The sequence below is a fragment of the Streptomyces sp. CBMA156 genome, from assembly GCF_014596515.1.
Classification (GTDB): domain Bacteria; phylum Actinomycetota; class Actinomycetes; order Streptomycetales; family Streptomycetaceae; genus Kitasatospora.
Map to the genome: position 1 here is coordinate 1 of NZ_MSJQ01000289.1, position 25,487 is coordinate 25,487.

Genomic DNA, 25,487 nt, shown 5'->3' on the forward strand with positions numbered 1-25,487 from the left:
CCACGGACAGGTGCCGCTCGCCGCGGCCGAAGGCGGTGTAGACCCACTGCCGGGTGAGCACCGGGGCGGCGTCCTCGGGGAGCACCACCACCGCGCCCGGCCAGCGCCGGCCGAGCGCCTGGTGGACGGTCAGCGCCCAGCCGTGCCGCAGCCTGGCGGCCTCGGCGGGCGGGACGGTCCGGCGCGAGCCGTCCGCGTACTCCAGGTGCAGTCCGGTGGCGTCGCCGTCCAGCACCCGCGCCGGGCGGGTGGTGCCGGGGGCGGGGGAGTCGACCACCCGGTCGCCCGGGTCGAAGCCGCCGAACCGGCCGGGGCCGGGGTTGAGCCTGGCCTTGGCGGCGGCGTTCAGCGCCCGGGTACCGGCCGGGCCGCCGTGGCCAGGGGTGAGCAGCACCACCTGCTCGACCGGGATGCCGAGCGCGCGCGGGATGGAGTCGGTGAGCAGCTGGACGGCGCGGTGGACGGCCTCGCCGCCGTCCTTGGCGGTCAGGATGACCACCTCCTTGTCCGGCGCCTCGACCGGCTGGAGCTCGCCGATGCCGATGCCGGAGACCAGTTCACCGATCGGGCCGAAGTCCGGGGTGCGGGAGGCGACCGCCGGGCAGACCTTGGCGGCGAGCAGGTCGGCGAAGAACCGGCCGGGGCCGGCCGACCAGAGCTGGCCGGGATCGCCGCTGAGCACCAGCCGGGTGCCGTCGGCGAGCGACTCCAGGACGATGGCGGCCAGGTCGACGTCCAGCAGCGGCGCGTCCAGGACGACCAGCAGGTCCAGGGCGAGGGTGCCGTCCGGGGCGCGGCCGGGGCCGGCGGCGCCGGAGAGCAGCTCGGCGAGGGTGACCACGGGGGTCTCGGTGCCGTTCGCGGCGCCGGCGAGCGCGGCGAGGGAGTCCCGGCCCTGGTCGGTCCAGGTGGCGGCCCAGGCCCGTAGCCCGAGGCCCCGGGCGGTGGCGACCAGGGTGGCCGGTTCGGCGCGGGACGCCTCGCCGCCGGTGTGGAGCACCAGGGCGCTGTCGGCGACGGCGCGGATCAGGGCGGTCGCGGAGGAGGACGGGGCGGCCTCGGCGGCGGCCGCCCAGGCGCTCGGACCGGGGGCGGCGGGGGACCGCTCCGCGGGGTCCCCGGCCTCCTCGGCCTCCTCGGCGCCCACGGTGTCCTCGGAGCCGTCGGTGTCCTCGGAGTCCGCGGTGTCCGGCGCGCCCTCGGTGTCCCCGCCCGGGACGAAGGTGGCCATCAGCTGGACCAGCTTCTCGGCGAGGCTCTCCTCCGCCATCGCCAGCCCCGCCAGCCCGAGCAGCGTCTGGGTCGGTGCCTCGTCCTCCTCGTCGCCCCCCGTCGCCTGCGCCTCGGGGCCGGTCAGTTCCTCCTGGAAGGACAGCACCCGCCCGTCCTCGACGGCGGCCCGGATCGCGTCGGCCGGTTCCGGCATCCGGAGCCGCTCCAGGCCGGCCGCCACCTCGGAGAGCTCCAGGGCGGAGTGCCCGCGCAGAGCCGCCTGCTCCAGCAGCCACGGCACCAGCGCCCGGGCGCGGCGCTGGTCGTCCGGGCCGGCGCCGGCGCCGAGCAGTTCCCGGGCGAAGCCGTCCGCGTGCTCGGGCCGGACGCCGGGCAGGCTCAGCACCGCCCACGGGTCCTCGCGCAACCGCGCGGGGGCCTCCTCGCCGAACGCGGCCACGGCGGCCGCCGCCAGCTCGGCCGGGGCGCCGCCGGCGGTCAGCACCTCGGCGGTGGCGCGGAGCGCCTCATCGCGCTGCTCGTCGGAGACCACCGGTGCCGGAGCAGCGGGAGCGACCGGAGCGGCCGGGGCGGGTGGGGCAACCGGGGCAGCCGGCTCCGAAGCCCCGGGCGGCGGCGCGTCGGGCTCCGGAGCCTCGGCCGCCGAGGGCTCCGGGGGCTCCGCCATCGAGGCCTCCGCGCGGGCGGCACCCGCCCGCGCGGCGTTCGACCCGGCGTCCTCGGGCTGCATGCCGCGGATCCGCTGGGCCAGCTCCGCGAACGCCGCGGCCTTCGCCTCCGGGGTCAGCCGGGCCCCGGAGGTCACCTCCGGAGCGCCGTTCCCGGTGTCAGTCATCGTCGTCCGCTCCAAGGGTCACTCCACTGCACGTTCTGTTCGACGACCCGGGCCGGGGTCACAACTCGGTCCAGCCCTGGTCCGGGTAGCGGTGCACCGGCGACGAGATGTCGTCCAGCGCACCACGGATCTCATCCGGAAGCGTAAGCGCCTCCACCGACAGCGCCGCCTGGAGCTGGGTCACCGTCCGCGCTCCGACCAGCGCGCTCGCCACCCCCGGCCGGTCCCGGACCCAGGCCAGCGCGACGGCCAGCGGGCTGCTGGCGAGCCCGTCGGCGGCGGTGGCGAGGGCGTCCACGATCCGCCGCGAGCGGTCCCCGAGGTACGGCTGGACGAACCCGGTCAGGTACGGCGAGGCCCCGCGCGAGTCCTGCGGGATGCCGTGCCGGTACTTGCCGGTGAGCACCCCGCGCCCGAGCGGCGAGCCGGCCAGCACCCCGACCCCGGTGTCCAGCGCGGCGGGCAGGGCCTCGCGCTCGATGCCGCGCTGGAGCAGCGAGTACTCCAGCTGCGCACCGGCCAGCGGCACCCGCCCGTGGTGGGCGTGCTGCCAGGTGGCGGCCCGGGCGAGCTGCCAGCCGCTGAAGTCGCAGACCCCGACGTAGCGGGCGCGCCCGGAGGAGACGGCGATGTCGAGGGCGCTGAGCGTCTCCTCGACCGGCGTCGCGGAGTCGAAGGAGTGCAGCTGCCACAGGTCGACGTAGTCGGTGCCGAGCCGGTGCAGCGAGGCGTCCAGGGCGGCGAGCAGGTGGCCGCGCGAGCCGTCGAAGCGGCGGGCGGACTCGGGGACGCTGCCGGCCTTGGTGGCGATGACGAGCTCGGAGCGGGGGACCAGGTTGTCGGTGAGCCGGGAGATCAGGTACTCGGCGCCGCCGTCGGCGTACACGTCCGCGGTGTCGACCAGGTTGCCGCCGGCGTCGACGAACTCCTTGAGCTGCGCGGCGGCCTCGTGCTCGTCGCTGTCGCGGCCCCAGGTCATGGTGCCGAGGCCGAGCCGGGAGACCTGGAGACCGGTGCGGCCGAGGTGACGCTTTTCCATCGGACGGGTCCTCCACTGGCCGGTGGCCCCGGCAGCCCCGGCAGCCCTGTAAACGCGCAGGTGGAGAGAGTGCTCCCCACCCCGGCCGAGCGTAGCGGCCGGTGCCCGGACAGGGGTGAAGACCCGCAGACGACCATGCGCGGCGGAAACCGGGCGAATGTGACCCAGCCCACCACTACCCGTCAGTAGCATGACGGGTCGGGCGCGGCTACCCTCGCCACCAACCCCAACCCACTGGAAGGTGCGGCAGATGCGACTCGGGATCAACCTCGGATACTGGGGACTCGGCATGGACGCCGACAACGTCGCCGTGGCCCAGGAGGCGGACCGGCTCGGCTACTCGGTCTGCTGGGCGGCGGAGGCGTACGGCTCGGACGCCGCGACCGTGCTCAGCTTCGTCGCCGCGAGGACCGAGCGGATCGACGTGGGCTCGGCCATCTTCCAGATCCCGGCCCGCACCCCGGCCATGACCGCGATGACCGCCGCGACCCTGGACACCCTGTCCGGCGGCCGGTTCCGGCTCGGCCTCGGCGTCTCCGGGCCGCAGGTGTCCGAGGGCTGGTACGGCGTCAAGTTCGACAAGCCGCTCGCCCGCACCCGCGAGTACGTGGAGATCATCCGCAAGGCGATGTCCCGCGAGCGCCTGGTGCACGAGGGCGCCCACTGGACGCTGCCGCTGCCCGGCGGCCCCGGCAAGCCGATCAAGCTCACCGTGCACCCGGTGCGTGAGCACATCCCGGTGTACATCGCCGCGATCGGCCCGAAGAACCTGGAGCTGACCGGTGAGATCGCCGACGGCTGGCTCGGCATCTTCTTCTCGCCCGAGCACGCCGCGATGTCCCTCGACCCGCTGACGGCAGGCCGCGCCAGGGCCGGGAAGACGCTGGAGGGCTTCGACCTCTGCCCGACCGTCAACCTCGCGGTCGGCGAGGACGTCAAGGCCGGGGTGGACGCCCTGCGCTCGTACGCCGCGCTCTACATCGGCGGCATGGGCAGCAAGGAGAAGAACTTCTACAACCAGCTGACCCGGCGGATGGGCTACGAGCAGGCCGCCGACGAGATCCAGGAGAAGTACCTGGCCAGGGACTACGCGGGCGCCGCGGCCGCCGTCCCGCACGAGCTGATCGACGCCACCTCGCTGATCGGCGACACCGCGCGGATCGCCGACCGGATGCAGGCCTACGCCGACGCGGGCGTCAGCACGCTCACCCTGGCCCCGTCCGGGTTCACCCTGGACGAGCGGATCCACGCGCTGCGCACCGGCGTCGAGGCGCTGGAGCGCGCCGGGCTGGCCTGACCGGACGGCCGGCGGGCGGCACGGCGGGCGCTACAGCCAGTCGTGCCGCTTGAACACCCGGTGCAGCACCAGGCAGACCACCACCATCAGCACCAGCACCGCCGGGTACCCCCAGATCTGGTGCAGTTCGGGCATGTGCTCGAAGTTCATCCCGTAGACGCCCGCGATCATCGTCGGCACGGCGGCCAGCGCCGCCCAGGCCGAGATCTTCCGCATGTCGTTGTTCTGCTCCACGCTGACCTGCGCCAGGTTGGCGTTCAGGATGTCGGACAGCAGCCGGTCCATGCCGTCCACCTGGTCGCTCACCCGGGCCACGTGGTCGGCGACGTCCCGCAGGTAGGGCGCGGTCTCGGGGCGGACGAAGCGGGCGCCGCGCTCCAGGGCCAGCATCGGCTCCAGCAGCGGGCCGGTGGCCCGGCGCACCGACATCACCTGGCGCTTGTAGCCGTAGATCCGCCCGGCGGTGTCCCGGCCGACCCGGCCGGGGGAGAAGATGTCCGCCTCCAGTTCGTCCAGGTCGGTCTGGAGCCCGGCGGCCACCTCCATGTAGCCGTCCACGATGGTGTCGCAGACCGAGTGCAGCACCGAACTGGGCCCGTAGCGCAGCAGCTCGGGCTCCTGCTCCAGGGCGGTCCGCAGGCCGCTGAGCGGGCTGTCCTCGCCGTGCCGGACGGTCATCACGAAGTCGGGGCCGAGGAAGACCATCACCTCGCCGACCGTGACGACGTGTCCGCCGGGGTGGTAGCCGAGGGTCTTCAGGGCGACGAACAGCGAGCCCTGGTAGGCCTCGACCTTGGGGCGCTGGTGGGCGCTGACGGCGTCCTCGACGGCCAGCGGGTGCAGCGCGAACTCGGTGCCGACGTGGTCGAGTTCCTCGGTGGTGGGCTCGAACAGGCCTATCCAGACGAAACCGTCGGGACCGGCCGCGCGGGCGGCGGCGAGCGCGCCGGCCAGGTCCTCGGGGGCCTCGATCCGGCGGCCGTCGTGGTAGGCGGCGCAGTGGACGATCATGCGGGCCATTGTCACCCGGAAGGGGCCGGCGGGCACGGATACGGGTCCTACCGGTTCCGCCGACCCACCCCGCCCGGTCCCGCCGGCCGACCCCGCCCGGTCCCGGCACCGGGCGGGAGACCGGGGCCCACGGCCGGGCCCCGAGGCCGTAGGGTGGCCCCATGCCGACCCTGCTGCTCGTCCGTCACGGCCGCTCCACCGCGAACACCGCCGGGATCCTGGCCGGTTGGACCCCCGGCGTGGACCTCGACGACACCGGGCGCGCCCAGGCCGCCGCCCTGGCCGGCCGGCTGGCCGGCGTCCCGCTGGTGCAGGCGGTCAGCAGCCCGCTGGAGCGCTGCCGGCAGACGCTGGAGCCGCTGCTGGCGGCCAGGCCCGAGCTGGGCCCGCCGGCCGAGGACGAGCGGCTGGGGGAGTGCCACTACGGCGAGTGGACCGGTCGCCCGCTGGCCGAGCTGGCCAAGGAGCCGCTCTGGCGCACCGTGCAGGACCACGCCGCCGCGGCGGCCTTCCCCGGCGGGGAGTCGCTGCGCGAGCTGAGCCACCGCACGGTGGACGCGGTGCGCGAGTGGAACCGGAAGATCGCCGCCGAGCACGGCGAGGACGCGGTCTGGATCGCCTGCTCGCACGGGGACGTGATCAAGGCCGTGGTGGCCGACGCGCTCGGGCTGCACCTGGACCACTTCCAGCGGATCAGCGTCGAGCCCTGCTCGGTCACCGCGATCCGCTACACCCCGCAGCGCCCGTTCGTGCTGAGGATGGGCGACACCGGCGACCTCGCCCCGCTCGCGCCGCGGCCGGGACCGGCCGCGGCCACCCCGACCGGTGACGCGGTGGTCGGCGGCACCGCCTGAGCCGTTCCGCCGACGGGCCGTCCGGGGAGGCGCCGTCCTGGGCGGCACCGTCCGATTCCCCGGGTGCCACCCCGCCCGCGGCCGTCGGCTCGGCTCCCCGGCCGGAGCCCGAAGGTCGTAGGGTGACTGATGAGTCCATCCGGTCGCGATCCGCCCCCGGCGGAACCGCGCCGACCGACACGATCCGGAGCGAGAGCGTGCCCCGTCAGGTCTACTTCTACGACCAGCCCGAACGGTTCGTGGCCGGCACCGTCGGCCAGCCCGGCGCCCGGGCGTTCTACCTTCAGGCCAGTGCCCGGGGCCGGATCACCAGCGTGCTGCTGGAGAAGACCCAGGTCGCGGCGCTCGCCGAGCGCATCGAGGAGGTCCTGGACGAGGCGCTGCGGCGCAGCGGCGGCGACTCCGTCATCCCGGCCGCCGCCCCGAAGGACCTGCTCGACACGGCCCCGCTGGACCTCCCGCTGGAGCAGGAGTTCCGGGTCGGCACCATGGCGCTGGCCTGGGACAGCGCGGACGGCTGCCTGGTGGTCGAGGCGCAGGCGCTGATCGAGGACGAAGAGGAGGAGGAGGCCGCCGAGGCGGTCTTCACCGACGACGAGAACGGCCCGGACATGCTGCGGGTGCGGCTGTCCGGCGCGATGGCCCGGGTCTTCGCCAAGCGCGCGCTGGACCTGGTCGCGGCCGGCCGCAAGCCCTGCCCGTTCTGCAACCTGCCGCTCGACCCGGAGGGCCACCTGTGCCCGCGCGCGAACGGCTACCGGCGCTGAACACCGACACCCCGCCGCAGGCCGACCCGGCGGCGGCCGCCGCGCTGGCCGCCGACGTGCCCACCGCCCTCGCGCTGCTGCGCCAGGGCGAGCTGACCGCGCACGGCCGCCTCACCGAGGCCTCCAACGCCGCGCTGTACTGCACGGTGGCGCACGGTTCGCTGAGCGCCCAGGCCGTCTACAAGCCGGTGGCCGGCGAGCGCCCGCTGTGGGACTTCCCGGACGGCACGCTGGCCGGCCGGGAGGTCGCCGCGTACGAGCTGTCGGCCGCGACCGGCTGGGGGCTGATCCCGCCCACGGTGCTGCGCGAGGGCCCGCACGGGCCCGGCATGGTGCAGCTGTGGGTGGAGCCGGACCCGGGGGCCGAGCCGCTGCTCGCGCTCCAGGACCCGCGCGGCCCCGAGGAGGGCTGGCTGCCGATCGTCCGGGCCGAGGTCGAGGGCGGGCGGACGGCCCTGCTGGTGCACCACGACGACCGGCGGCTGCGCAGGCTCGCCGTCCTGGACGCGGTGCTCAACAACGCCGACCGCAAGGGCGGCCACCTGATCCCGTCCGCCGACGGCCGGGTGTACGGGATCGACCACGGCGTCACCTTCAACACCGAGGACAAGCTGCGCACCCTGCTCTGGGGCTGGGCCGGCGATCCGCTGCCCGACGAGGCGCTGGAGGTGCTGGCCCGGCTGGCCGGGCAGCTGGACGGCGAGCTGGCCGAGCGGCTCGCCCCGCACCTGACGGCGGCGGAACTGGACGCGACCCGGGCCAGGGTGGCCGGGCTGCGCGGGTCCGGCCGGCACCCGCTGCCCCCCGAGGACTGGCCCGCGATTCCCTGGCCCCCGGTGTAGCCCCGGGGCGCCGCCGGGGGCGGGACGCCGCCCCCGGAGCGCGGGCGGTCCCGACCGGTCCTCGAAATCGGCGGCAGATGGTCTGGACCTGTCCCCGGAATAGGTCGCACACTGCTCCGATGGATGTGCGACGGACCACCCCCACCCCCCGAGTCACGCCGGACCTGCCGTTGCACCGGTTACAGGTCCCGCTGCCCCATCTGCTGCCCTTCGCCGTCGGAAGTTTCGACGCGATCGGCCCGCTCTCGCGGGCCGGCTTCCCCCACCGCCACTCGTTCTACGAGATCGTCCACGTCACCGGCGGCCACGGCGCCCACGTCCTGGACCTCGTCCACCGGCCTTTGGCGCCACCGCAGTTGTGCGTGATCAACCCCGGCCAGGTGCACTACTGGGCGGATACCGAGGAACTGACGGGCCGGGTCGTCCTGTTCAACGAGGACTTCCTGCTCGGTCACCCCCAGGACCTCGCCGCCCTGCGGGCCCTGTCCACCCGTCCTGCCCTCGCGCTCGGTGAACAGGCCGACGCGGTCGGCGCGTTGCTCGACGACATGGAACACGAGTACCGGACCAGGGCGCCCGGCTACCAGGGTGTGCTGCGGGCCAGCCTGCACATCCTGATCGTCCGGGCGCTGCGCGCCTGCGCACCCGCCGACCGCCCGGCGGTGCCCAGCCGCCCGGCCGAAGTGGCCGCCGCCTTCACCCGGTTGATCGCCCGGCCGGGCGGGGTGCGGCACTCGGTGGCCTCCACCGCGCAGGAACTCGGCGTCTCGCCGGGGCACTTGCAGACCCTGGTGAAGCAGGCCACCGGCCGGACCCCGGGCGGACTGATCCGCCGTCAGCAGACCCTGGAGGCCAAACGGCTGCTCGCCTGCACTGATCTGACGATTCGTCAGGTGTCCAAGGAGGCCGGCTTCGTCGACCCCGCGTACTTCTGTCGCTTCTTCCGCCGGGAGACCGGGATGACGCCGGGGGAGTTCCGCTCCCGGGTCGACGGAAATCACCACGATCCCCGGATCATGTCCATCGCGGTAGCGCCGGACGGCCCGTAACTTTACTGCTGGCCACCGGTGGCCGGTCCGGCGCGCGTGGACGGGCGACCGGTCCGGCCCTTGTCATGCCCCCACCATGGCAAGGGCCGCCCCCACCCCCGCCTCACGAAAAGGAGACGGCGCATGCCCACGCCCGACGGCATGATCAGCCGCAAGTCCGTCCTGAAGGCCGCCGCCGCGCTAGGGGCTGCCCCGCTGCTGGTCGGCGGCGGAGTCGCACTGGCCCGGGACCAGATCGGCACCGGCGAACCGCTCAGCCTCACCCCCGAGTGCCACGACGGGGACGCCCCCACCATCGAGCAGACGGAGGGCCCGTACTTCAAGCCCAACTCCCCGCTGCGCAGCTCGATGGTCAACGACGGCCCCGGCACCCACCTGATCGTCAGCGGCTTCGTCTTCGGCCGCGCCTGCCGGCCCATCTCCGGCGTGCTGCTGGACTTCTGGCAGGCGGACAACAACGGCGACTACGACAACGTCACCTACACCTTCCGCGGCCACCAGTTCACCGACGCCAACGGCGCGTACAAGCTGGACACCATCGTGCCCGGCCTCTACCCGGGCCGCACCCGGCACATCCACGTCAAGCTCCAGGCCCCCGGCCGCCCGATCGTCACCACCCAGCTGTACTTCCCGGGTGAGCCGCGCAACAGCACGGACACCATCTACGACGCCCGGCTGCTGATGAACGTCCGGCAGAACGGCAACACCCGTGAAGGCAGCTTCGACTTCGTGCTGAACGTCGCGCAGACGCCCGGCACGCCGAGCCCGACGCCCACCACGCCCACGCCCACCGCCACCAACACGGGTGGTCCGACCACGCCGCCCGGCGGCACCTGGACCCCGGGCACCCTGTACAACGCGGGCGACCGCGTGACCTACTCCGGCGTCTCCTACACCTGCCTCCAGGGCCACACCGCCATGGCCGGCTGGGAGCCGCCGAACGTGCCGGCCCTCTGGAAGCGGTCGTAGCGGCTCCGGCCGCATCCCCAGGGGTGCCGGGCGCCCGGTCGGCGGCAGGGCCGACCGGGCGCTCACCCGCGCCCGGAGCCGGGCGGTTCCGTTCATTACCAGTCGGGAAACCGCCGGGCAACGCCAGGAAGCGAATCCAGTCGATCTTCCGCACTGGTTGGGCTTTCAAATGTTCGCAAGGTTAAAGTTGTTTCCATGCATGCCTGGCCCGCCTCCGAGGTTCCCGCCCTGCCTGGTCAGGGGCTCCCCCTCCGTATCCACGACACCGCAGCGGGAACGGTCCGCGAGGTGGTGCCGCAGGACGGCACCGCCCGGATCTACGTCTGCGGCATCACCCCCTACGACGCGACCCACATGGGCCACGCCGCCACCTACAACGCGTTCGACCTGGTGCAGCGCGTCTGGAAGGACGCCGGCCACGACGTCCTGTACATCCAGAACGTGACCGACGTCGACGACCCGCTGCTCGCCCGCGCGGTCGAGACCGGTCAGGACTGGACCGCCCTCGCCGAGCGCGAGACGGCCCTGTTCCGCGAGGACATGACCGCGCTGCGGATGCTCCCGCCGGCCCACTACATCGGCGCCGTCGAGTCGATCCCGTGGATCGTCCCGATCGTCCAGAAGCTCCTGGCCGCGGGCGCCGCCTACCAGGTGGACGGCGACATCTACTTCTCGGTCGACGCCGACCCGCACTTCGGCGAGGTCTCCGGCCTCACCGCCGAGGCCATGCGCCCGGTCTTCGCCGAGCGCGGCGGCGACCCGGACCGCCCGGGCAAGCGCAACCCGCTGGACGCCCTGCTCTGGCTGGCCGCCCGCCCGGGCGAGCCCGCCTGGGACACCGAGCTCGGCCACGGCCGGCCCGGCTGGCACATCGAGTGCGTCGCCATCGCCCTCCAGTACCTCGGGATGTCCTTCGACATCCAGGGCGGCGGCAGCGACCTCTCCTTCCCGCACCACGAGATGGGCGCCGCGCACGCCCAGGTCGCCACCGGCACCCACCCGTACGCCAAGGCGTACGTGCACGCCGGCATGGTCGGCCTGGACGGCCACAAGATGTCCAAGTCCCGCGGCAACCTGGTCTTCGTCTCGGCGCTGCGCCGCGAGGGCGTCGACCCGGCGGCGATCCGCCTGGCGCTGCTCGCGCACCACTACCGCGCGGACTGGGAGTGGACCAAGAGCACCCTGGACGATGCCGTCGAGCGCCTCGCCCGCTGGCGCGCCGCGGTCTCCCGGCCGGACGGCCCGGCCGGTGAGCAGCTGCTCACCGAGGTCAGGGCGGCGCTCGCGAACGACCTGGACGCGCCCGCCGCGCTGGCCGCGGTCGACCGCTGGGCGGCCCGGCAGGAGGCCGAGGGCGGCACCGACATCGGCGCGCCCGGTCTGGTGACCCGCACCGTGGACGCCCTGCTCGGCGTCGCGCTGTAGGCCAGGGCCCCGCACCACACGCCGAAGGGGCGTCAGGACACCTGGTCCTGACGCCCCTTCGGCGGTTCCGGCGCCCGTGGGCGGGGGCTACTCGTCCTCGGCGCCGTCCTGGCTCTCCCTGGCGGTGCCCGGCGTCTCCGGATCGGCCGGCCGCTCCGCGGTGGCGTGCCCGGCCACCGGCTTCTCGCCGGTCGGCCCGACGTTCTCCCGGCGGCGCAGGTAGCGCTCGAACTCGCGGGCGATGGCGTCCCCGGAGGCCTCCGGCAGCTCCGCGGTGTCCTGCGCCTCCTCCAGCTGCTGGACGTACTCGGCGACCTCGCTGTCCTCGGCGGCCAGCTGGTCCACGCCGAGCTGCCAGGCCCTGGCGTCCTCGCCCAGCTCGCCCGGCGGGATGCGCAGGTCGAGCAGGTCCTCCAGCTTGTTGACCAGGGCCAGCGTGGCCTTGGGGTTCGGCGGCTGGGAGACGTAGTGCGGCACGGCCGCCCAGAGCGTCACGGCCGGCACCCCGGCGTGGGTGCAGGCCTCCTGGAGCACCCCGACGATGCCGGTGGGCCCCTCGTAGCGGCTCTCCTCCAGGTCCAGCCGGCGGGCCAGCTCGGGATCGGAGGTGACCCCGCTGACCGGCACCGGGCGGCTGTGCGGGGTGTCCCCGAGCAGCGCGCCCAGGATCACCACCAGCTCGACGCCCAGCTCGTGCGCGAAGCCCAGCAGCTCGTTGCAGAACGAGCGCCAGCGCATGCTCGGCTCGATGCCGCGGACCAGCACGATGTCCCTGGTCGTCGGCTCCGTGACCCGGACCACCGAGAGCCGGGTGGTGGGCCAGGTGATCCGGCGGACGCCGCCGTCCAGCCAGATCGTGGGCCGGTTGACCTGGAAGTCGTAGTAGTCCTCCGCGTCCAGGGCGGCGAACACCTTGCCGCTCCAGGTCTCGTCCAGATGTGCCAGAGCCGCGGAGGCGGCGTCGCCCGCGTCGTTCCAGCCCTCGAACGCGCAGACCATCACCGGGTCGATCAACTCGGGAACATCTTCCAGCTCGATCACCCAGCGTCTCCCTCCGGTCGGCGGTCGGACCTGCGCCGCCCCGGCTGGCCTGCCGGGGCGCCGACGGGCCGGCTGCCGACTGTCGAACCTCTCGTCTCCCATGGAACGCCTCGCTCCATGGTCCCTACCTGCCCAGCCTACGGGCTTTGATGCGCACCGCGGCCGGGCACCGGGACAGTCTGGGGGAGCGGGCCGCCCCGATCCAGCGGATATCGGGGGCCCGGGGCTGACGGCCCGTCAGGTGATCGGCGAAGGCGGAGAGTGTCCGGGCCGTGCCACGGCGTGACGGTCGCCCCGTCGTGGCAGGGTCCCGCCGGTCCGCCGGCGGCGCCGCTACTCCGCGGCCACCCAGCCGCTGCGGTACGCGGCCCAGTGCTCGGGCCGCGAGGCGAAGTCCACGTACAGCGCGACGCCGAAGTTCGCCCGCCGCCGGTCCTCCCGGCCCAGGCCCAGCCGGACGCCCCGGACGGCCGCCCGGACGGTCTCGGCGTCACCCCAGTGGCCCCACTTGTCGTCCCAGAAGAACGGCAGGCCCATCAGCAGGTCCACGTCGGCCGGGGTGGCCCGCAGCGCCAGCTCGGTCTGCCGGGCGACGTAGCCGCCGTACAGCGGCTCGGTGGGCATCGAGGTGTCGTAGCTCATCACCGCGATCTGGTCGACCCGGCGGGCGGTCTCGGTGAAGTACGCCGCGTCCCACCACTTGCCGTGGCCGGTGAGCAGGATGCCGGCCGTGTGCAGGCCGGGGACCGGGTCGATCTGCGGGGCCGCCACCGACAGCTCGGCGCCGCGCGCCGCGGTGACCGGACGGACCTGGTCGAGCAGGGCCAGCCAGCCGGCCGAACCGGGGCGGATCGGCTCCATGTCGAAGTGCACGCCGTCGAAGCCGAGGTCCAGCACCTGGCGGGCGGAGGCGGTGACCCGGTCCCGGGTGGGGCCGTCCTCCAGGTCCAGGCCGTCCTTCTCCGGCCTGACCTCGTCCCCCAGCCAGCTCTGCAGGCGCACCCCGGGCAGGGCCCGGTGCACGGTGTCGGTGAACCAGCGGCCCCTGGGGTGCACGGCGGGCGGCAGCGAGCCGTCGTGCTCCAGCGGTCCGGTGTGCACGTACAGGTCCCTGATGCCGGTTCCGGCCAGTTGCCGGACCAGCGCGGCCACGTCCGCCTCGGTCCTGCGGCCGTCCACCCAGGCGTGGCCGAGCCAGAGCGCGTCCCGGCCCCTGGTGCGGGCCTCGGCGGCGGGCTCGCCGGTGTAGTGCAGCCGGAACACCACGAACACCGAGCCCAGCGCGGTGGCCGGTACGGCCGCCACCAGGGCCAGGACCAGCAGGGCCCGGCGCCACCGGGACCAGGTCCGCCAGCGGTCGCGCAGCGCGCGGAACGGGGCCCCCAGGGCCCGACCGGCACGCCGCGCGGAGGTCCGGAATCCGGCCACGCGCTTGCTCCCCCCTTGCGGTCGAGCGCTCAGGATACGGAATGGAACGGCGGGCGGAGCCGTGGGCCGGATACTCTGGCCACGTGCGTGCCCGAGCAAGCGGGTCGCAAAGCCGACAGCCGTCGCACCAGGGAGAAGCCCCATGGCCATTGCCGCCACCCCGTCCATCACTCAGCAGAGCCGCGCGAACGCGCTGCGCGAAGCGCTGGCCACCCGGGTGGTGGTCGCCGACGGTGCCATGGGCACCATGCTCCAGGCGCAGGATCCGACGCTGGAGGACTTCCAGAACCTCGAAGGCTGCAACGAGGTCCTCAACGTCACCCGCCCCGACATCGTCCGGTCCGTCCACGAGGCCTACTTCGGCGTGGGCGTGGACTGCGTGGAGACCAACACCTTCGGCGCCAACTTCAGCGCGCTGGGTGAGTACGAGATCGCGGGCCGGATCTTCGAGCTGTCCGAGTCCGGCGCCAGGATCGCCCGCGAGGTGGCCGACGCCCACACCGCCGCCGACGGCCGCACCCGCTGGGTACTCGGCTCGATCGGCCCCGGCACCAAGCTGCCGACGCTCGGCCACGCCCCGTACGAGACGCTGCGCGACGGGTTCAAGGAGAACGCGGCCGGTCTGATCGCCGGCGGCGCCGACGCGCTGCTGGTCGAGACCAGCCAGGACCTGCTCCAGACCAAGGCGGCCATCCTGGGCTCCAAGCGGGCGCTGGCCGAGGCGGGCCTCGACCTGCCGGTGCTGGTGCAGGTGACGGTGGAGACCACCGGCACCATGCTGCTCGGCTCCGAGATCGGCGCCGCGCTCACCGCGCTGGAGCCGCTGGGCGTGGACTACATCGGCCTCAACTGCGCCACCGGCCCGGCCGAGATGAGCGAGCACCTGCGCTACCTGGCGAAGAACGCCAGGATCGGCCTGTCCTGCATGCCGAACGCGGGCCTGCCGGTGCTCGGCAAGGACGGCGCCCACTACCCGCTCTCCCCGGTCGAACTGGCCGACGCCCACGACGTGTTCACCCGCGAGTACGGCCTCTCGCTGGTCGGCGGCTGCTGCGGCACCACCCCCGAGCACCTGCGCCAGGTGGTCGAGCGGGTCCAGGGCCGCCCGGTCACCCCGCGCGATCCGCAGCCCGAGTCCTCGGCGGCCTCGCTGTACCAGGCGGTGCCGTTCCGCCAGGACACCTCGTACCTGGCGATCGGCGAGCGCACCAACGCCAACGGCTCGAAGAAGTTCCGCGAGTCGATGCTGGCCGGCGACTGGCAGGCCTGCGTGGAGATCGCCCGCGACCAGATCAGGGACGGCTCCCACCTGCTGGACCTCTGCGTGGACTACGTCGGCCGCGACGGCGTCGCCGACATGAAGGAGATCGCGGGCCGGCTGGCCACCGCCTCCACCCTGCCGATCGTGCTGGACTCCACCGAGCCGGACGTGCTGCGGGCCGGCCTGGAGGCGCTCGGCGGCCGCGCGGTGCTCAACTCGGTCAACTACGAGGACGGCAACGCCCCGGACTCGCGCTTCGGGAGGATCGCCTCGCTGGCGCGTGAGCACGGCGCCGGCCTGATCGCGCTGACCATCGACGAGGAGGGCCAGGCCCGCACCGCCGGGCACAAGGTCGAGATCGCCGAGCGGCTGATCGCCGAACTCACCGCCGACTACGGCGTCGACGAGGGCTCGATCCTGGTCGACTGCCTCACCTTCACCCTGGCCACCGGCCAGGAGGAGTCCCGCAAGGACGGCGTCGAGACCATCGAGGCGATCCGCGAGCTCAAGCGCCGCCACCCGAAGGTGCAGACCACCCTGGGCCTGTCCAACATCTCCTTCGGCCTCAACCCGGCCGCCCGGGTGGTGCTCAACTCGGTCTTCCTGCACGAGTGCGTGGAGGCCGGCCTGGACTCGGCGATCGTGCACGCCTCCAAGATCCTGCCGATCTCCCGCATCCCCGAGGAGCAGCGCGAGACGGCGCTCGACCTGGTCTACGACCGCCGCCGGGACGGCTACGACCCGCTGCAGCGCCTGCTGGAGCTGTTCGCCAACGTCTCCGCCGCCTCGGTCAGGGCCTCCAAGGCCGAGGAGCTGGCCGCGCTCCCGCTGGACGAGCGGCTCCAGCGCCGGATCATCGACGGCGAGCGCAAGGGCCTGGAGGCCGACCTGGACGAGGCGCTGACCGTGCGCCCGGCGCTGGAGATCATCAACGAGACCCTGCTGGCCGGCATGAAGGTGGTCGGCGAGCTCTTCGGCTCCGGTCAGATGCAGCTGCCGTTCGTGCTCCAGTCCGCCGAGGTGATGAAGACCGCGGTGGCCCACCTGGAGCCGTACATGGAGAAGTCCGACAGCGAGGGCAAGGGCACCATCGTGCTGGCCACCGTCAAGGGCGACGTCCACGACATCGGCAAGAACCTGGTCGACATCATCCTGTCCAACAACGGCTACAACGTGGTCAACCTGGGCATCAAGCAGCCGGTCGCGGCGATCCTGGACGCGGCGCAGGAGCACAACGCGGACGTGATCGGGATGTCGGGACTGCTGGTCAAGTCCACGGTGATCATGAAGGAGAACCTGCAGGAGCTGAACCAGCGCAAGCTGGCCGCGAGCTACCCGGTGATCCTCGGCGGTGCCGCGCTCACCCGGGCCTACGTCGAGCAGGACCTGCACGAGATCTACGAGGGCGAGGTCCGCTACGCCAGGGACGCCTTCGAGGGCCTGCGGCTGATGGACGCGCTGATCGCGGTCAAGCGCGGCGTGCCCGGCGCGGCCCTGCCGGAGCTCAAGCAGCGCCGGCACGCCAGGGTCGAGGTGGAGGAGCCGGAGCCCGAGGTGAACCTCGGCCAGATCCGCTCCGACGTCACCGTCGAGAACACCGTGCCCACCCCGCCGTTCTGGGGCGACCGGATCGTCAAGGGCATCCCGTTCGCGGACTACGCCTCCTGGCTGGACGAGGACGCGCTGTTCAAGGGGCAGTGGGGGCTGAAGGCCTCCAGGGCCGGTGACGGCCCCTCGTACGAGGAGCTGGTGGAGACCGAGGGCCGGCCGCGGCTGCGCGCCTGGCTGGACCGGCTCCAGACCGAGGGCTGGCTGGAGGCGGCCGTGGTCTACGGCTACTACCCGGCCAACTCCAAGGGCGACGACCTGATCGTCTTCCACGAGGACGGCACCGAGCGGACCCGCTTCACCTTCCCGCGCCAGCGGCGCGGGCGGCGGCTCTGCCTGGCCGACTTCTTCCGCCCGGAGGAGTCCGGGGTGCGGGACGTCGTGGGCCTCCAGGTGGTCACCATGGGCAACCGGATCTCGGAGGCGGCCAACGAGCTGTTCGCCGGGAACTCCTACCGCGACTACCTGGAGCTGCACGGCCTCTCGGTGCAGCTGGCCGAGGCGCTGGCCGAGTTCTGGCACGCGCGGGTCCGCTTCGAGCTCGGCTTCTCCGGCGAGGACCCGCAGGACGTCAGGGACATGTTCGCGCTCAAGTACCGCGGCGCCCGCTTCTCGCTCGGCTACGGGGCCTGCCCCGAGCTGGAGGACCGGGCCAAGATCGCCGAGCTGCTGAAGCCGGAGCGGATCGGCGTGGTGCTCTCCGAGGAGTTCCAGCTCCACCCGGAGCAGTCGACGGACGCGATCGTGATCCACCACCCGGAGGCGAAGTACTTCAACGCCCGGTAACCCCCGGTTCGCCCCGCGTCCGCTCCTTCCGGACGGAGCGGGCGTATCCTGGATGATCCTGAACGGGCCGGTCCGCTCACCAGCGGGCCGGCCCGCGCCCTTCCCCGGAACGCCCCGGGCCTGCCGGAAGGACCCCACCATGACGACCAGTTCCACCGCCACGCGCCTCCTCGACCACGGGGACGACCGCGGGCTCCAGGCGGTGCTGCTGGACATGGACGGGACCCTGGTGGACACGGAGGACTTCTGGTGGCAGGCCGAGGCCTCGCTCTTCGCCGAGCTGGGCCACGAGCTGGACGAGGCGGACCGCGCCCACGTGGTCGGCGGCCCGATGACCAGGGTGATGGACTACCTGGTCGCGAGGACGGGCGTGGACATCGCGCCGGCCGAGCTCGGCGTGCTGGTCAACCAGCGCTTCGTCGACCTGCTGGCCGGCGGCGTGCCGCTCATGCCGGGTGCCGAACGGCTGCTCAACACCCTTGCCGCGCACGGCGTCCCGGCCGCCCTGGTGTCCGCCTCGCACCGGCACGTGATCGACATCGTGCTGCGCTCGCTGGGCGCCCACCACTTCGCCTTCACCATCGGCGGGGACGAGGTGCCGCGCACCAAGCCGTTCCCCGACCCGTACCTGGAGGCGGCCCGGCGACTGGGCGCGGAGCCGTCCCGCTGCGTGGTGGTCGAGGACACCCCGACCGGGGTGCAGGCGGGCGAGGCGGCCGGCTGCCCGGTCGTCGCGGTGCCCTCGGTGGCGGCGATCGAGCCGGCTCCCGGGCGGCTGGTGCTGCCCTCGCTGGAGCGGGTCGACCTCGACCTGTTGCGTTCGCTGGTCGCTTCCCGAGTGTGATAGTCATCTCATTGCGACCCGGACCTACTCGCCGGTACGCGACCTGACGGGGCTCCGGACCGGAGCTGCCGGGGGAGAAAACGGGCATTGGCTGACAACTCGTCGGGTGCGTCGTGATGCCCCGAACCACCGTGTCCCAAACGTCATCTGCACGGGTACCGGTCGTGCGTGTTCGATATGGCACGCTACTCCAGTTCGTGCCACCCAGAAGGACGCGCCTCGTGAAGACTTCAGCTGAACGCCTGGCAGCACTCGGATGCGCCGGCCTGGTCGCCGTTACGGTGGCGGGCTGCGGATCGGTGACCGACGTGGTCAAGGGGGACGGCGGCAAGTCGATCACCATGGGCACCAGTCAGCTGACCGGTGTCCTGGACCCGGCCGCCGCCTACGACTCCGGTTCCTGGCTGCTGCTGCGCAACACCTTCCAGTCGCTGCTCACCTTCCAGGCGGCCGCCAGCGCGCCGTCCCCGGATGCCGCGCAGTCCTGTGAGTTCACCGGTGGCGAGGCCACCGAGTACCACTGCGTCCTGAAGCCCGGTCTGAAGTTCTCCAACGGGCACCCGATGACCGCCCAGGACGTGGTCTTCTCGATCGAGCGCACCAAGAAGATCAACGACCCGAACGGTCCGGCCGAGCTGCTCGACTCGATCAAGTCCGTCGAGGCCAAGGGCGACAACGAGGTGCTGTTCCACCTCTCCACGCCCGACGCCACCCTGCCGGCCAAGCTGGCGAGCCCGGCCGGCGCCATCGTGGACCACCAGGCCTACCCCGCCGACAAGGTCGTCCCCAACGACAAGCTGATCGGCTCCGGCCCGTACCGCATCGACTCGGTCGAGAACATGAGCGGCGGCAAGCAGCTGGGCAAGGTCGTGCTGGCGGCCAACGACAAGTACGGCGGCGAGGCCAAGCGGCGCAACGGCAAGTTCACCGTGCGGTACTTCGACAAGCCGGACGACCTGAAGACGGCGCTGGACAAGGGCGAGGTCGACCTCACCGACAACAGCCTGGAGCCGAACACCGCCGCGCAGGTCCGCTCCGACCAGCAGGGCGGCAAGACCGACCTCCAGGTGACCGAGGGCGACAGCAACGACACCCGTTCGCTGGTCTTCAACACCAAGGACCAGCTGATGAGCAACGTCGCGGTCCGGCAGGCCGCGGCCCAGCTGATGGACCGCAAGGCGCTCGCCCGCGACGTCTTCGCCCGCACCGTCCAGGCGCTCTACTCGCTGGTCCCGGCCGGCCTCCCCGGCCACACCACGGCCTTCTTCGACCGCTACGGCGACCAGGACGTGGCCAAGGCCAAGAAGATACTCACCGACGCCAAGGTCCAGACCCCGGTCAAGTTCACCCTCACCTGGTCCCGTTCGCGGGCCGGCAGCAACGAGGCCGAGACCCTGAAGAAGCAGCTGGAGACCGGCGGCCTCTTCCAGGTGACGCTGGCCCAGGAGCCGGACTGGGACTCGTACCGCAAGGGCTGGACCGAGAGCAAGTACCAGGCGTACATCATCGGCTGGTTCGCCGACTACCCGGACCCGGACAACTACCTCGCCCCGCTGCTGGTCAACGGCGGTGCCTACCACCACGGTTGGGACGACCAGCGGATCAGCGGGAAGCTGGTGCCGGACGGCCTCAAGCAGACCGACCGCAGCGCCGCGGCCGGCACCTACGCGCAGATCCAGCAGATCGAGGCCGAGTCCGTGCCGCTGATCCCGCTGTACCAGAACAAGTCCTTCTTCGCGTCCCGCTCGTACGTCACCGGTGTCGAGTCCACCGTCGACACCACCGGCTACTTCCGCTTCTGGGAGATCGGCCGGACCAACAAGTAGCGCCCGCAGGACGGCGGCCCGCCCGCTTCCCCACCGGTACGGGGGAGCGGGCGGGCCGCCGTGACGTTTCCGCGCGCCCCGGGGGCCGCGGCGGGCCTCAGAGGGCGCCCGGGCGCACCAGCCCGCTCTCGTAGGCGTACACCGCCGCCTGCACCCGGTCGCGCAGCTGGAGCTTGGTCAGTACGTGGCCCACGTGGGTCTTCACGGTGGTCTCGCTGACGAACAGCTCGGCCGCGATCTCCGCGTTCGACAGCCCGCGCGCCACCAGCTTCAGCACCTCCAGCTCACGCTCGGTCAGCGCGCTCAGCGCCTGCGGCGGCGCCTCGTCGCCCGAGGGCAGCTTGGTGGCGTACATGTCCAGCAGCCGGCGGGTGATGCTCGGCGCCAGCATCGCCGCGCCGTCCGCGACCACCCGGATCGCCTGCACCAGCTCCTCGGCCGGGACGTCCTTCAGCAGGAAGCCGCTGGCGCCCGCGCGCAGCGCCTCCACCACGTACTCGTCCAGGTCGAAGGTGGTCAGCACCAGCACCTTGGCCGGGCCGTCCCGGCCGGGGCCGGCGATCCGGCGGGTCGCCTCGACGCCGTCCATCCTGGGCATCCGGATGTCCATCAGCACCACGTCGGGCTGGAGCGCCCGCACCTGGTCCAGCGCCTGCTGGCCGTCGCCGGCCTCGCCGACCACCACGAGGTCGGACTCGGCCTCCAGAATCATCCGGAAACCGGTGCGAAGCAGCGGCTGGTCGTCGACCAGCAGCACTCGGATCGTCACCTAGGACTCCTTGCTCATCGGATCCCCCGTGGGATCGCTTTCATCCGACGTACGAGCCACCGGCAGCGGGTACGGCGGCGGGGTGCCGCCGAACTCCGGGCAGCTGGCCTGGTGGTCACACCAGTCGCAGAGGCGGTTGCGGGTGGCCGGGAAGTCCCCGGTGGCCACCGCCTGGCCGATCCGCTCCCACAGTGCCTGGAGCTTGCGCTCCACCGCGAGCAGGTCCGCCTGGTCCGGGTCGTACGAGACCACGTCCCCGCCACCGCCGAGGTAGACCAGCTGGAGGCGCCTGGGGATCACGCCCTTCCAGCGCCACACCACCAGGGCGTAGAACTTCATCTGGAACATCGCCTTGCCCTCGAAGTCCCGCGAGGGCGCCCGGCCGGTCTTGTAGTCCACCAGCCGGACCTCACCGGTCGGGGCGACGTCCACCCGGTCGATGTAGCCGCGCAGCAGCAGCCCGGACTCCAGGGCCGTCTCCACGTAGAGCTCCCGCTCCGCCGGGTGCAGCCGGGTCGGGTCCTCCAGCCGGAACCACTGGCCGACCAGCTTCTCGGCGTCCGCCAGCCAGCGGGTGAGCGCGGCGCCGTCCGGGTCCTCGGGGAACAGCCCGCCCAGCTCGGGGCGCTCGCCCAGCAGCCGCTCCCACTGCGGGCGCAGCAGGCCCAGCGCCCGCTCCGGCGTCCGGTCGGCCGCCGGGCTGTCGAACAGCCGCTCCAGCACCGCGTGCACCAGGGTGCCCCTGGTCGCCGCCGCGCTCGGCGGCTCCGGCAGCCGGTCGATCACCCGCAGCCGGTACAGCAGGGGACAGGTGAGGAAGTCCCCCGCGCGGGACGGGGAGAGCCCGGTCGGAGGTGCCGCCGGACGCCCGGCGGCACTGCTGGTCTCGGTGTGCTGCATGGCCACGAGCCTATTGCCCTTTGCTGTCATCCCGCTGCCACGGTGCTGCCGCAGCGGCGGAGGAGTGGGTATGAAGCCAGAAGGAGGGGCCCGCAGCGCCCGCGGCCCGCGATCACGTAGCGTGGGCGCACCGGGGCACGACGGGGGAGACGACCGAAGGGATCACGGTGAGCGACAGCAGGGGGCAGCGACCCTCCGAACGGCCACCGCACGACGACGGCCGGCGCCCGGCCGGGCCGCCGCCCGAGCGCGGCGGCGGCATCCTGATGGGCCGGCCCTTCGGCGTGCCCGTCTACGTGACCCCCTCCTGGTTCCTCATCGCCGCGCTGATCACCTGGGTGTTCGGGGGGCAGCTGGGCGACGTGCTGCCCGACCTCGGCGGCGCCCGCTACCTGGTCGCGTTCTTCTTCGCGGTCGCCTTCTACGCCTCCGTCCTGGTGCACGAGCTGGCCCACACCCTGGTCGCCCTGCGCTACGACCTCGGGGTGCGGCGGATCCAGCTCCAGTTCTTCGGCGGCGTCTCGGAGATCGAGAACGAGGCCCAGAGCCCCTGGCGGGAGTTCTGGCTGGCCTTCGTCGGCCCGCTGCTCTCGCTGCTGCTCGGCGGCGTGTTCTACCTCGCGGTGCGGGCGGTGGAGCTGGCCACCGTGCCCGGGGTGCTGCTCACCGGCCTGATGGTCTCCAACCTGGTGGTCGCCGCCTTCAACCTGCTGCCCGGTCTGCCGCTGGACGGCGGCCGGATGCTGCGCGCGGTCGTCTGGGCGATCAGCGGCAAGCCGATGACCGGCACGGTGGCCGCCGCCTGGGTCGGCCGCGGGCTGGCCGTCGCGGTGCTGTTCGGCCTGCCGCTGGCGAGCGCCGCCCGCGGGGTCGAGCGGACCACCACCGACACCCTGGTGGACGTGGTGCTGGCCGCGGTGCTCGCCGCGATCATCTGGAACGGCGCCACCGGCAGCCTGCGCAACGCCCGGCTCAAGGAGGTGCTGCCCGGCCTGCGGGTGCGCGAGCTGGCCCGGCGGGCCGTCGAGGTCACCGCCGACACCCCGCTCGGCGAGGCGCTGCGCCGTGCCCGTGAGGCCGAGGCCGGCGCGGTGATCGTGGTGGACGGCCGGGGCGAGCCGATCGCCCTGGTGCGAGAGTCCGCGGTCCGGGCGGTGCCCGAGCACCGCCGCCCCTGGGTGGCCGTGGGCCCGCTCGCCCGCGACCTCGAACCCGGGATGCGGCTGGACGCCGACCTCGGCGGCGAGGACCTGCTGAGGGCCGTCCAGGCCACTCCGGCGGGGGAGTACCTGGTCGTGGAGCCGGACGGTCGGGTGTTCGGCGTCGCCACGCTCAGCGACATCGAACAGCGGCTGACCGCCGCCGTCACCGGCCGCTGATCACCCGCGTCCCGCGAGCCGGTCCGCTTCCCTTAGGATTGGGCACATGTCCGAACCGACCGGTGCCGCCCGCCGACGCGGGCCCTTCCAGGTCGGGGACCAGGTCCAGCTGACCGACCCCAAGGGTCGCCACTACACGTTCACGCTCCAGGCCGGGAACCAGTTCCACACCCACAAGGGTGCGTTCCCGCATGACGAGCTGATCGGCGCTCCCGAGGGCACGGTCGTGCGTACGACGGGGAACGTCCCGTACCTCGCGCTGCGTCCCCTGCTCCCCGACTACGTCCTGTCCATGCCGCGCGGCGCCGCCGTGATCTACCCCAAGGACGCGGGGCAGATCCTGGCGATGGCCGACATCTTCGCCGGTGCCCGCGTCGTCGAGGCCGGTGTCGGCTCGGGCGCGCTCAGCACGTACCTGCTGCGCGCCGTCGGAGAGCAGGGCTCGCTGGCCTCCTACGAGCGCCGGCAGGACTTCGCCGACATCGCCAAGGGGAACGTCGAGCGCTACTTCGGCGGTCCGCACCCGGCGTGGAAGCTCACCGTCGGCGACCTCCAGGACAACCTGGTCGAGACCGACGTCGACCGCGTCATCCTCGACATGCTCGCCCCCTGGGAGTGCCTGGACGTCGCCTCCAAGGCGCTCGTCCCCGGCGGCCTCATCTGCTGCTACGTGGCCACCACCACGCAGATGTCGAAGACCGTCGAGGCGCTGCGCGACCACGGCACCTTCACCGAGCCGCAGGCCTGGGAGACCATGGTCCGCACCTGGCACCTGGAGGGCCTGGCGGTCCGCCCGGACCACCGGATGATCGGCCACACCGGCTTCCTGCTCACCGCCCGCCGCCTGGCGGACGGCGTCGAGCCGCCGCTGCGCCGCCGCCGCCCGGCCAAGGGCGCGTACGGCGAGGACTACGACAGCGGGTCGACCGAGTCCACCCTCCGGGAGCGCGCCGCCGCCCGCAAGGCCGCCCTCGGCGCGGAGACGGAGCAGCCCGACCTGGGCTGATCCCGCAGACAGTCAAGGGGTGGTACGGGCTCTGCGCCCGTACCACCCCTTTCGCATTCCGCCGGCCACGGTGTGGGACGATGCTCGCTCACGCAGACCAGCTCCTGGAGCTCTGGAGGGGACGCCTGGTGGAGACCGCGGTCGGGACGACGGCGACGGCTGGACAGCAGACACCGCGGGGCCGCACCGGGCCCGGGCACGCGCGAACCGCCCCCTGGCACTGGGCCGTCGCCCTGGCCGGCTGCGGCGCGGTGGTGGGCGCCGCGCTCGCGGCCTCGCCGGCGACCGGCAGCCCGGTGCCCGTGCACGGCAGCACCGCCGGGCCCCTCGCCGCGAGCGCGGCCCCCGACCCGGCCCTGGCCCAACTTCCGCTGGACTGCGGCCCGTTCCCGGTCAAGACGGCGCTCAGAGTGCCCGCGAAGCTCGGCGACGGGCGCCCCGGCACGGTGGTCGCCGCGCACTGTGCCGCCGAGACCGGCACCCCGCCGGACGCGGTCTTCCTGCTCGGCTTCGGCAAGGGCGGGAGCCCCGAGGTGGTCGCCACCCTGCTGCCCGAGCGCGAGAACCTCACCGTGAGCCGCATCACGGTGCGCTCGGACGGCGCCATCACCGGCCACGCGCAGGGATATTCGAGCGAGGACGTGCCGCGCTTCAAGCCCGACATCTCACTCGACCTCACCTGGACGCACAGGGGCGGCGGCTGGGAACGCTCCCAGACCGCCGCCCCGGTCTCCGCCGTGTGACGACCGCCACCCGCCCGGACGCGGACTACTCCGCGTCCGGGCCGTAGACCTCGACCCGGTCGGCGACCCGGCGCACGTGGATGCAGTCGCCGGGGCACTCCTTCGCCGAGTCCACCACGTCCTGAAGGATCGTCAGCGGCACCGGGGCGCTGTCCCCGGGCTGCTGGCGCAGCTCGTCGTCCGGGCCCTTCACGTAGGCCAGCCCGTCGATGTCGAGCTCGAAGACCTCGGGTGCGTACTGCACGCAGATGCCGTCGCCGGTGCACAGATCCTGGTCGATCCACACCTCCAGCCCCTCGGCCGCTGCCGCTGTCTGCTCGGTCACCGACATGGTCCCCTGCCGTTTCTGTCCCGGGTCGCCCCTATTCCTGGAGCAATCCCGCCATTCGTACAACGATCGGACCTCTACTTGTGGTCGCGATCGGATATCACTTCGCTCGACGATACATCTGGCCCGCTTTGGGTGGTGCGCGGTGGGTATCCCCTTAGCAGAGGGGAAGCACGCTGGGGCGAAGATCGGACACGCCCGTTCCATCTTTCTTGATCTAGGGGTTTACGGACCCCTGGTCCCAGGT

The 25,487-nt window shown here is 73.2% G+C and carries 21 protein-coding genes; 13 read left to right on the forward strand and 8 right to left on the reverse strand.

Annotated features, from left to right (window positions below):
- Both BU198_RS24725 and BU198_RS24730 read right to left on the reverse strand, forming a co-directional pair.
- Positions 1-2,068 (reverse strand): helix-hairpin-helix domain-containing protein (locus tag BU198_RS24725; protein ID WP_188299064.1); only part of this gene is annotated, 2,068 nt, incomplete at its 3' end.
- Between the two features lie 58 nt (positions 2,069-2,126).
- A complete protein-coding gene (locus BU198_RS24730) occupies positions 2,127-3,107 on the reverse strand; it encodes an aldo/keto reductase (protein ID WP_188299065.1) in 981 nt (326 codons plus the stop codon).
- Positions 3,108-3,357: 250 nt separating this feature from the next.
- Here BU198_RS24730 and BU198_RS24735 point away from each other — a divergent pair, with 250 nt between their 5' ends.
- Complete coding sequence (locus BU198_RS24735; protein ID WP_188299066.1) at positions 3,358-4,404, forward strand: LLM class F420-dependent oxidoreductase; 1,047 nt, start codon at positions 3,358-3,360, stop codon at positions 4,402-4,404.
- 30 nt (positions 4,405-4,434) lie between these two features.
- On the opposite strand, the gene BU198_RS24740 is transcribed toward BU198_RS24735, so the two are convergent.
- The gene (locus tag BU198_RS24740) at positions 4,435-5,415 is read right to left on the reverse strand and encodes a magnesium and cobalt transport protein CorA (RefSeq protein ID WP_188299067.1); all 981 of its coding nucleotides are present in this window, start codon (positions 5,413-5,415) and stop codon (positions 4,435-4,437) included.
- 161 nt (positions 5,416-5,576) lie between these two features.
- Here BU198_RS24740 and BU198_RS24745 point away from each other — a divergent pair, with 161 nt between their 5' ends.
- The 6 genes from BU198_RS24745 to mshC all read left to right on the forward strand — a co-directional run bounded on the left by BU198_RS24745 (position 5,577) and on the right by mshC (position 11,321).
- Positions 5,577-6,269 (forward strand): MSMEG_4193 family putative phosphomutase, encoded by a 693-nt coding sequence (locus BU198_RS24745; RefSeq protein ID WP_188299068.1) that lies wholly within the window; start codon positions 5,577-5,579, stop codon positions 6,267-6,269.
- Positions 6,270-6,466: 197 nt separating this feature from the next.
- Complete coding sequence (locus BU198_RS24750) at positions 6,467-7,036, forward strand: DUF3090 domain-containing protein (RefSeq protein ID WP_188299069.1); 570 nt, start codon at positions 6,467-6,469, stop codon at positions 7,034-7,036.
- Between the two features lie 44 nt (positions 7,037-7,080).
- Entirely contained in the window at positions 7,081-7,878 is a 798-nt protein-coding gene (locus tag BU198_RS24755) for an SCO1664 family protein (RefSeq protein WP_223244894.1), read from the forward strand.
- Between the two features lie 119 nt (positions 7,879-7,997).
- Positions 7,998-8,927, forward strand: coding sequence for a helix-turn-helix transcriptional regulator (locus BU198_RS24760; protein WP_188299071.1), 930 nt, complete (start codon positions 7,998-8,000; stop codon positions 8,925-8,927).
- 123 nt (positions 8,928-9,050) lie between these two features.
- On the forward strand, positions 9,051-9,896 hold the full coding sequence (locus BU198_RS24765; RefSeq protein WP_188299072.1) for a carbohydrate-binding protein: 846 nt from the start codon (positions 9,051-9,053) through the stop codon (positions 9,894-9,896).
- 195 nt (positions 9,897-10,091) lie between these two features.
- The gene (mshC, locus tag BU198_RS24770; RefSeq protein WP_188299073.1) at positions 10,092-11,321 is read left to right on the forward strand and encodes a cysteine--1-D-myo-inosityl 2-amino-2-deoxy-alpha-D-glucopyranoside ligase; all 1,230 of its coding nucleotides are present in this window, start codon (positions 10,092-10,094) and stop codon (positions 11,319-11,321) included.
- 87 nt (positions 11,322-11,408) lie between these two features.
- Here mshC and BU198_RS24775 read toward each other — a convergent pair whose 3' ends face one another.
- Together BU198_RS24775 and BU198_RS24780 are read right to left on the reverse strand one after the other, a co-directional pair.
- Positions 11,409-12,362 (reverse strand): PAC2 family protein, encoded by a 954-nt coding sequence (locus BU198_RS24775; RefSeq protein ID WP_188299074.1) that lies wholly within the window; start codon positions 12,360-12,362, stop codon positions 11,409-11,411.
- A gap of 333 nt (positions 12,363-12,695) precedes the next feature.
- Positions 12,696-13,790, reverse strand: coding sequence for a hypothetical protein (locus BU198_RS24780; protein ID WP_317620309.1), 1,095 nt, complete (start codon positions 13,788-13,790; stop codon positions 12,696-12,698).
- A 142-nt stretch (positions 13,791-13,932) separates the two neighbouring features.
- Here BU198_RS24780 and metH point away from each other — a divergent pair, with 142 nt between their 5' ends.
- The 3 genes from metH (at position 13,933) to BU198_RS24795 (ending at position 20,115) form a co-directional block, all read left to right on the forward strand.
- Positions 13,933-17,445: a methionine synthase gene (gene metH / locus BU198_RS24785; protein ID WP_188299075.1), complete on the forward strand. Its 3,513-nt coding sequence runs from the start codon at positions 13,933-13,935 to the stop codon at positions 17,443-17,445.
- A 139-nt stretch (positions 17,446-17,584) separates the two neighbouring features.
- Positions 17,585-18,289: an HAD family hydrolase gene (locus BU198_RS24790; RefSeq protein WP_188299076.1), complete on the forward strand. Its 705-nt coding sequence runs from the start codon at positions 17,585-17,587 to the stop codon at positions 18,287-18,289.
- 221 nt (positions 18,290-18,510) lie between these two features.
- Positions 18,511-20,115, forward strand: coding sequence for an ABC transporter substrate-binding protein (locus BU198_RS24795; RefSeq protein ID WP_188299077.1), 1,605 nt, complete (start codon positions 18,511-18,513; stop codon positions 20,113-20,115).
- A 97-nt stretch (positions 20,116-20,212) separates the two neighbouring features.
- Here the strand turns inward: BU198_RS24795 and BU198_RS24800 are convergent, their stop codons facing one another.
- Positions 20,213-20,884, reverse strand: coding sequence for a response regulator (locus BU198_RS24800; protein WP_188299078.1), 672 nt, complete (start codon positions 20,882-20,884; stop codon positions 20,213-20,215).
- Positions 20,885-21,784, reverse strand: a complete 900-nt coding sequence (locus tag BU198_RS24805) for a RecB family exonuclease (protein ID WP_223244892.1) — start codon at positions 21,782-21,784, stop codon at positions 20,885-20,887.
- 161 nt (positions 21,785-21,945) lie between these two features.
- Between BU198_RS24805 and BU198_RS24810 the strand changes: the two genes are divergently transcribed.
- From BU198_RS24810 to BU198_RS24820, 3 genes are all read left to right on the forward strand, one after another.
- The gene (locus BU198_RS24810) at positions 21,946-23,163 is read left to right on the forward strand and encodes a site-2 protease family protein (protein ID WP_411293229.1); all 1,218 of its coding nucleotides are present in this window, start codon (positions 21,946-21,948) and stop codon (positions 23,161-23,163) included.
- Between the two features lie 46 nt (positions 23,164-23,209).
- The gene (locus BU198_RS24815; RefSeq protein WP_188299080.1) at positions 23,210-24,169 is read left to right on the forward strand and encodes a tRNA (adenine-N1)-methyltransferase; all 960 of its coding nucleotides are present in this window, start codon (positions 23,210-23,212) and stop codon (positions 24,167-24,169) included.
- A gap of 80 nt (positions 24,170-24,249) precedes the next feature.
- Positions 24,250-24,912: a hypothetical protein gene (locus tag BU198_RS24820; protein ID WP_188299081.1), complete on the forward strand. Its 663-nt coding sequence runs from the start codon at positions 24,250-24,252 to the stop codon at positions 24,910-24,912.
- Between the two features lie 25 nt (positions 24,913-24,937).
- On the opposite strand, the gene BU198_RS24825 is transcribed toward BU198_RS24820, so the two are convergent.
- A complete protein-coding gene (locus tag BU198_RS24825) occupies positions 24,938-25,243 on the reverse strand; it encodes a ferredoxin (RefSeq protein WP_188299082.1) in 306 nt (101 codons plus the stop codon).
- Positions 25,244-25,487: the final 244 nt, after the last annotated feature.

What these genes read in the sequence shown, in the direction of transcription:
- BU198_RS24730 (WP_188299065.1), bottom strand. Translation starts at nt 3,107, where the DNA reads ATGGAAAAGCGTCACCTCGGCCGCACCGGTCTCCAGGTCTCCCGGCTC.
- BU198_RS24735 (WP_188299066.1), top strand. Translation starts at nt 3,358, where the DNA reads ATGCGACTCGGGATCAACCTCGGATACTGGGGACTCGGCATGGACGCC.
- BU198_RS24740 (WP_188299067.1), bottom strand. Translation starts at nt 5,415, where the DNA reads ATGATCGTCCACTGCGCCGCCTACCACGACGGCCGCCGGATCGAGGCC.
- BU198_RS24745 (WP_188299068.1), top strand. Translation starts at nt 5,577, where the DNA reads ATGCCGACCCTGCTGCTCGTCCGTCACGGCCGCTCCACCGCGAACACC.
- BU198_RS24760 (WP_188299071.1), top strand. Translation starts at nt 7,998, where the DNA reads ATGGATGTGCGACGGACCACCCCCACCCCCCGAGTCACGCCGGACCTG.
- BU198_RS24765 (WP_188299072.1), top strand. Translation starts at nt 9,051, where the DNA reads ATGCCCACGCCCGACGGCATGATCAGCCGCAAGTCCGTCCTGAAGGCC.
- mshC (WP_188299073.1), top strand. Translation starts at nt 10,092, where the DNA reads ATGCATGCCTGGCCCGCCTCCGAGGTTCCCGCCCTGCCTGGTCAGGGG.
- metH (WP_188299075.1), top strand. Translation starts at nt 13,933, where the DNA reads ATGGCCATTGCCGCCACCCCGTCCATCACTCAGCAGAGCCGCGCGAAC.
- BU198_RS24790 (WP_188299076.1), top strand. Translation starts at nt 17,585, where the DNA reads ATGACGACCAGTTCCACCGCCACGCGCCTCCTCGACCACGGGGACGAC.
- BU198_RS24805 (WP_223244892.1), bottom strand. Translation starts at nt 21,784, where the DNA reads ATGCAGCACACCGAGACCAGCAGTGCCGCCGGGCGTCCGGCGGCACCT.
- BU198_RS24815 (WP_188299080.1), top strand. Translation starts at nt 23,210, where the DNA reads ATGTCCGAACCGACCGGTGCCGCCCGCCGACGCGGGCCCTTCCAGGTC.
- BU198_RS24820 (WP_188299081.1), top strand. Translation starts at nt 24,250, where the DNA reads ATGCTCGCTCACGCAGACCAGCTCCTGGAGCTCTGGAGGGGACGCCTG.
- BU198_RS24825 (WP_188299082.1), bottom strand. Translation starts at nt 25,243, where the DNA reads ATGTCGGTGACCGAGCAGACAGCGGCAGCGGCCGAGGGGCTGGAGGTG.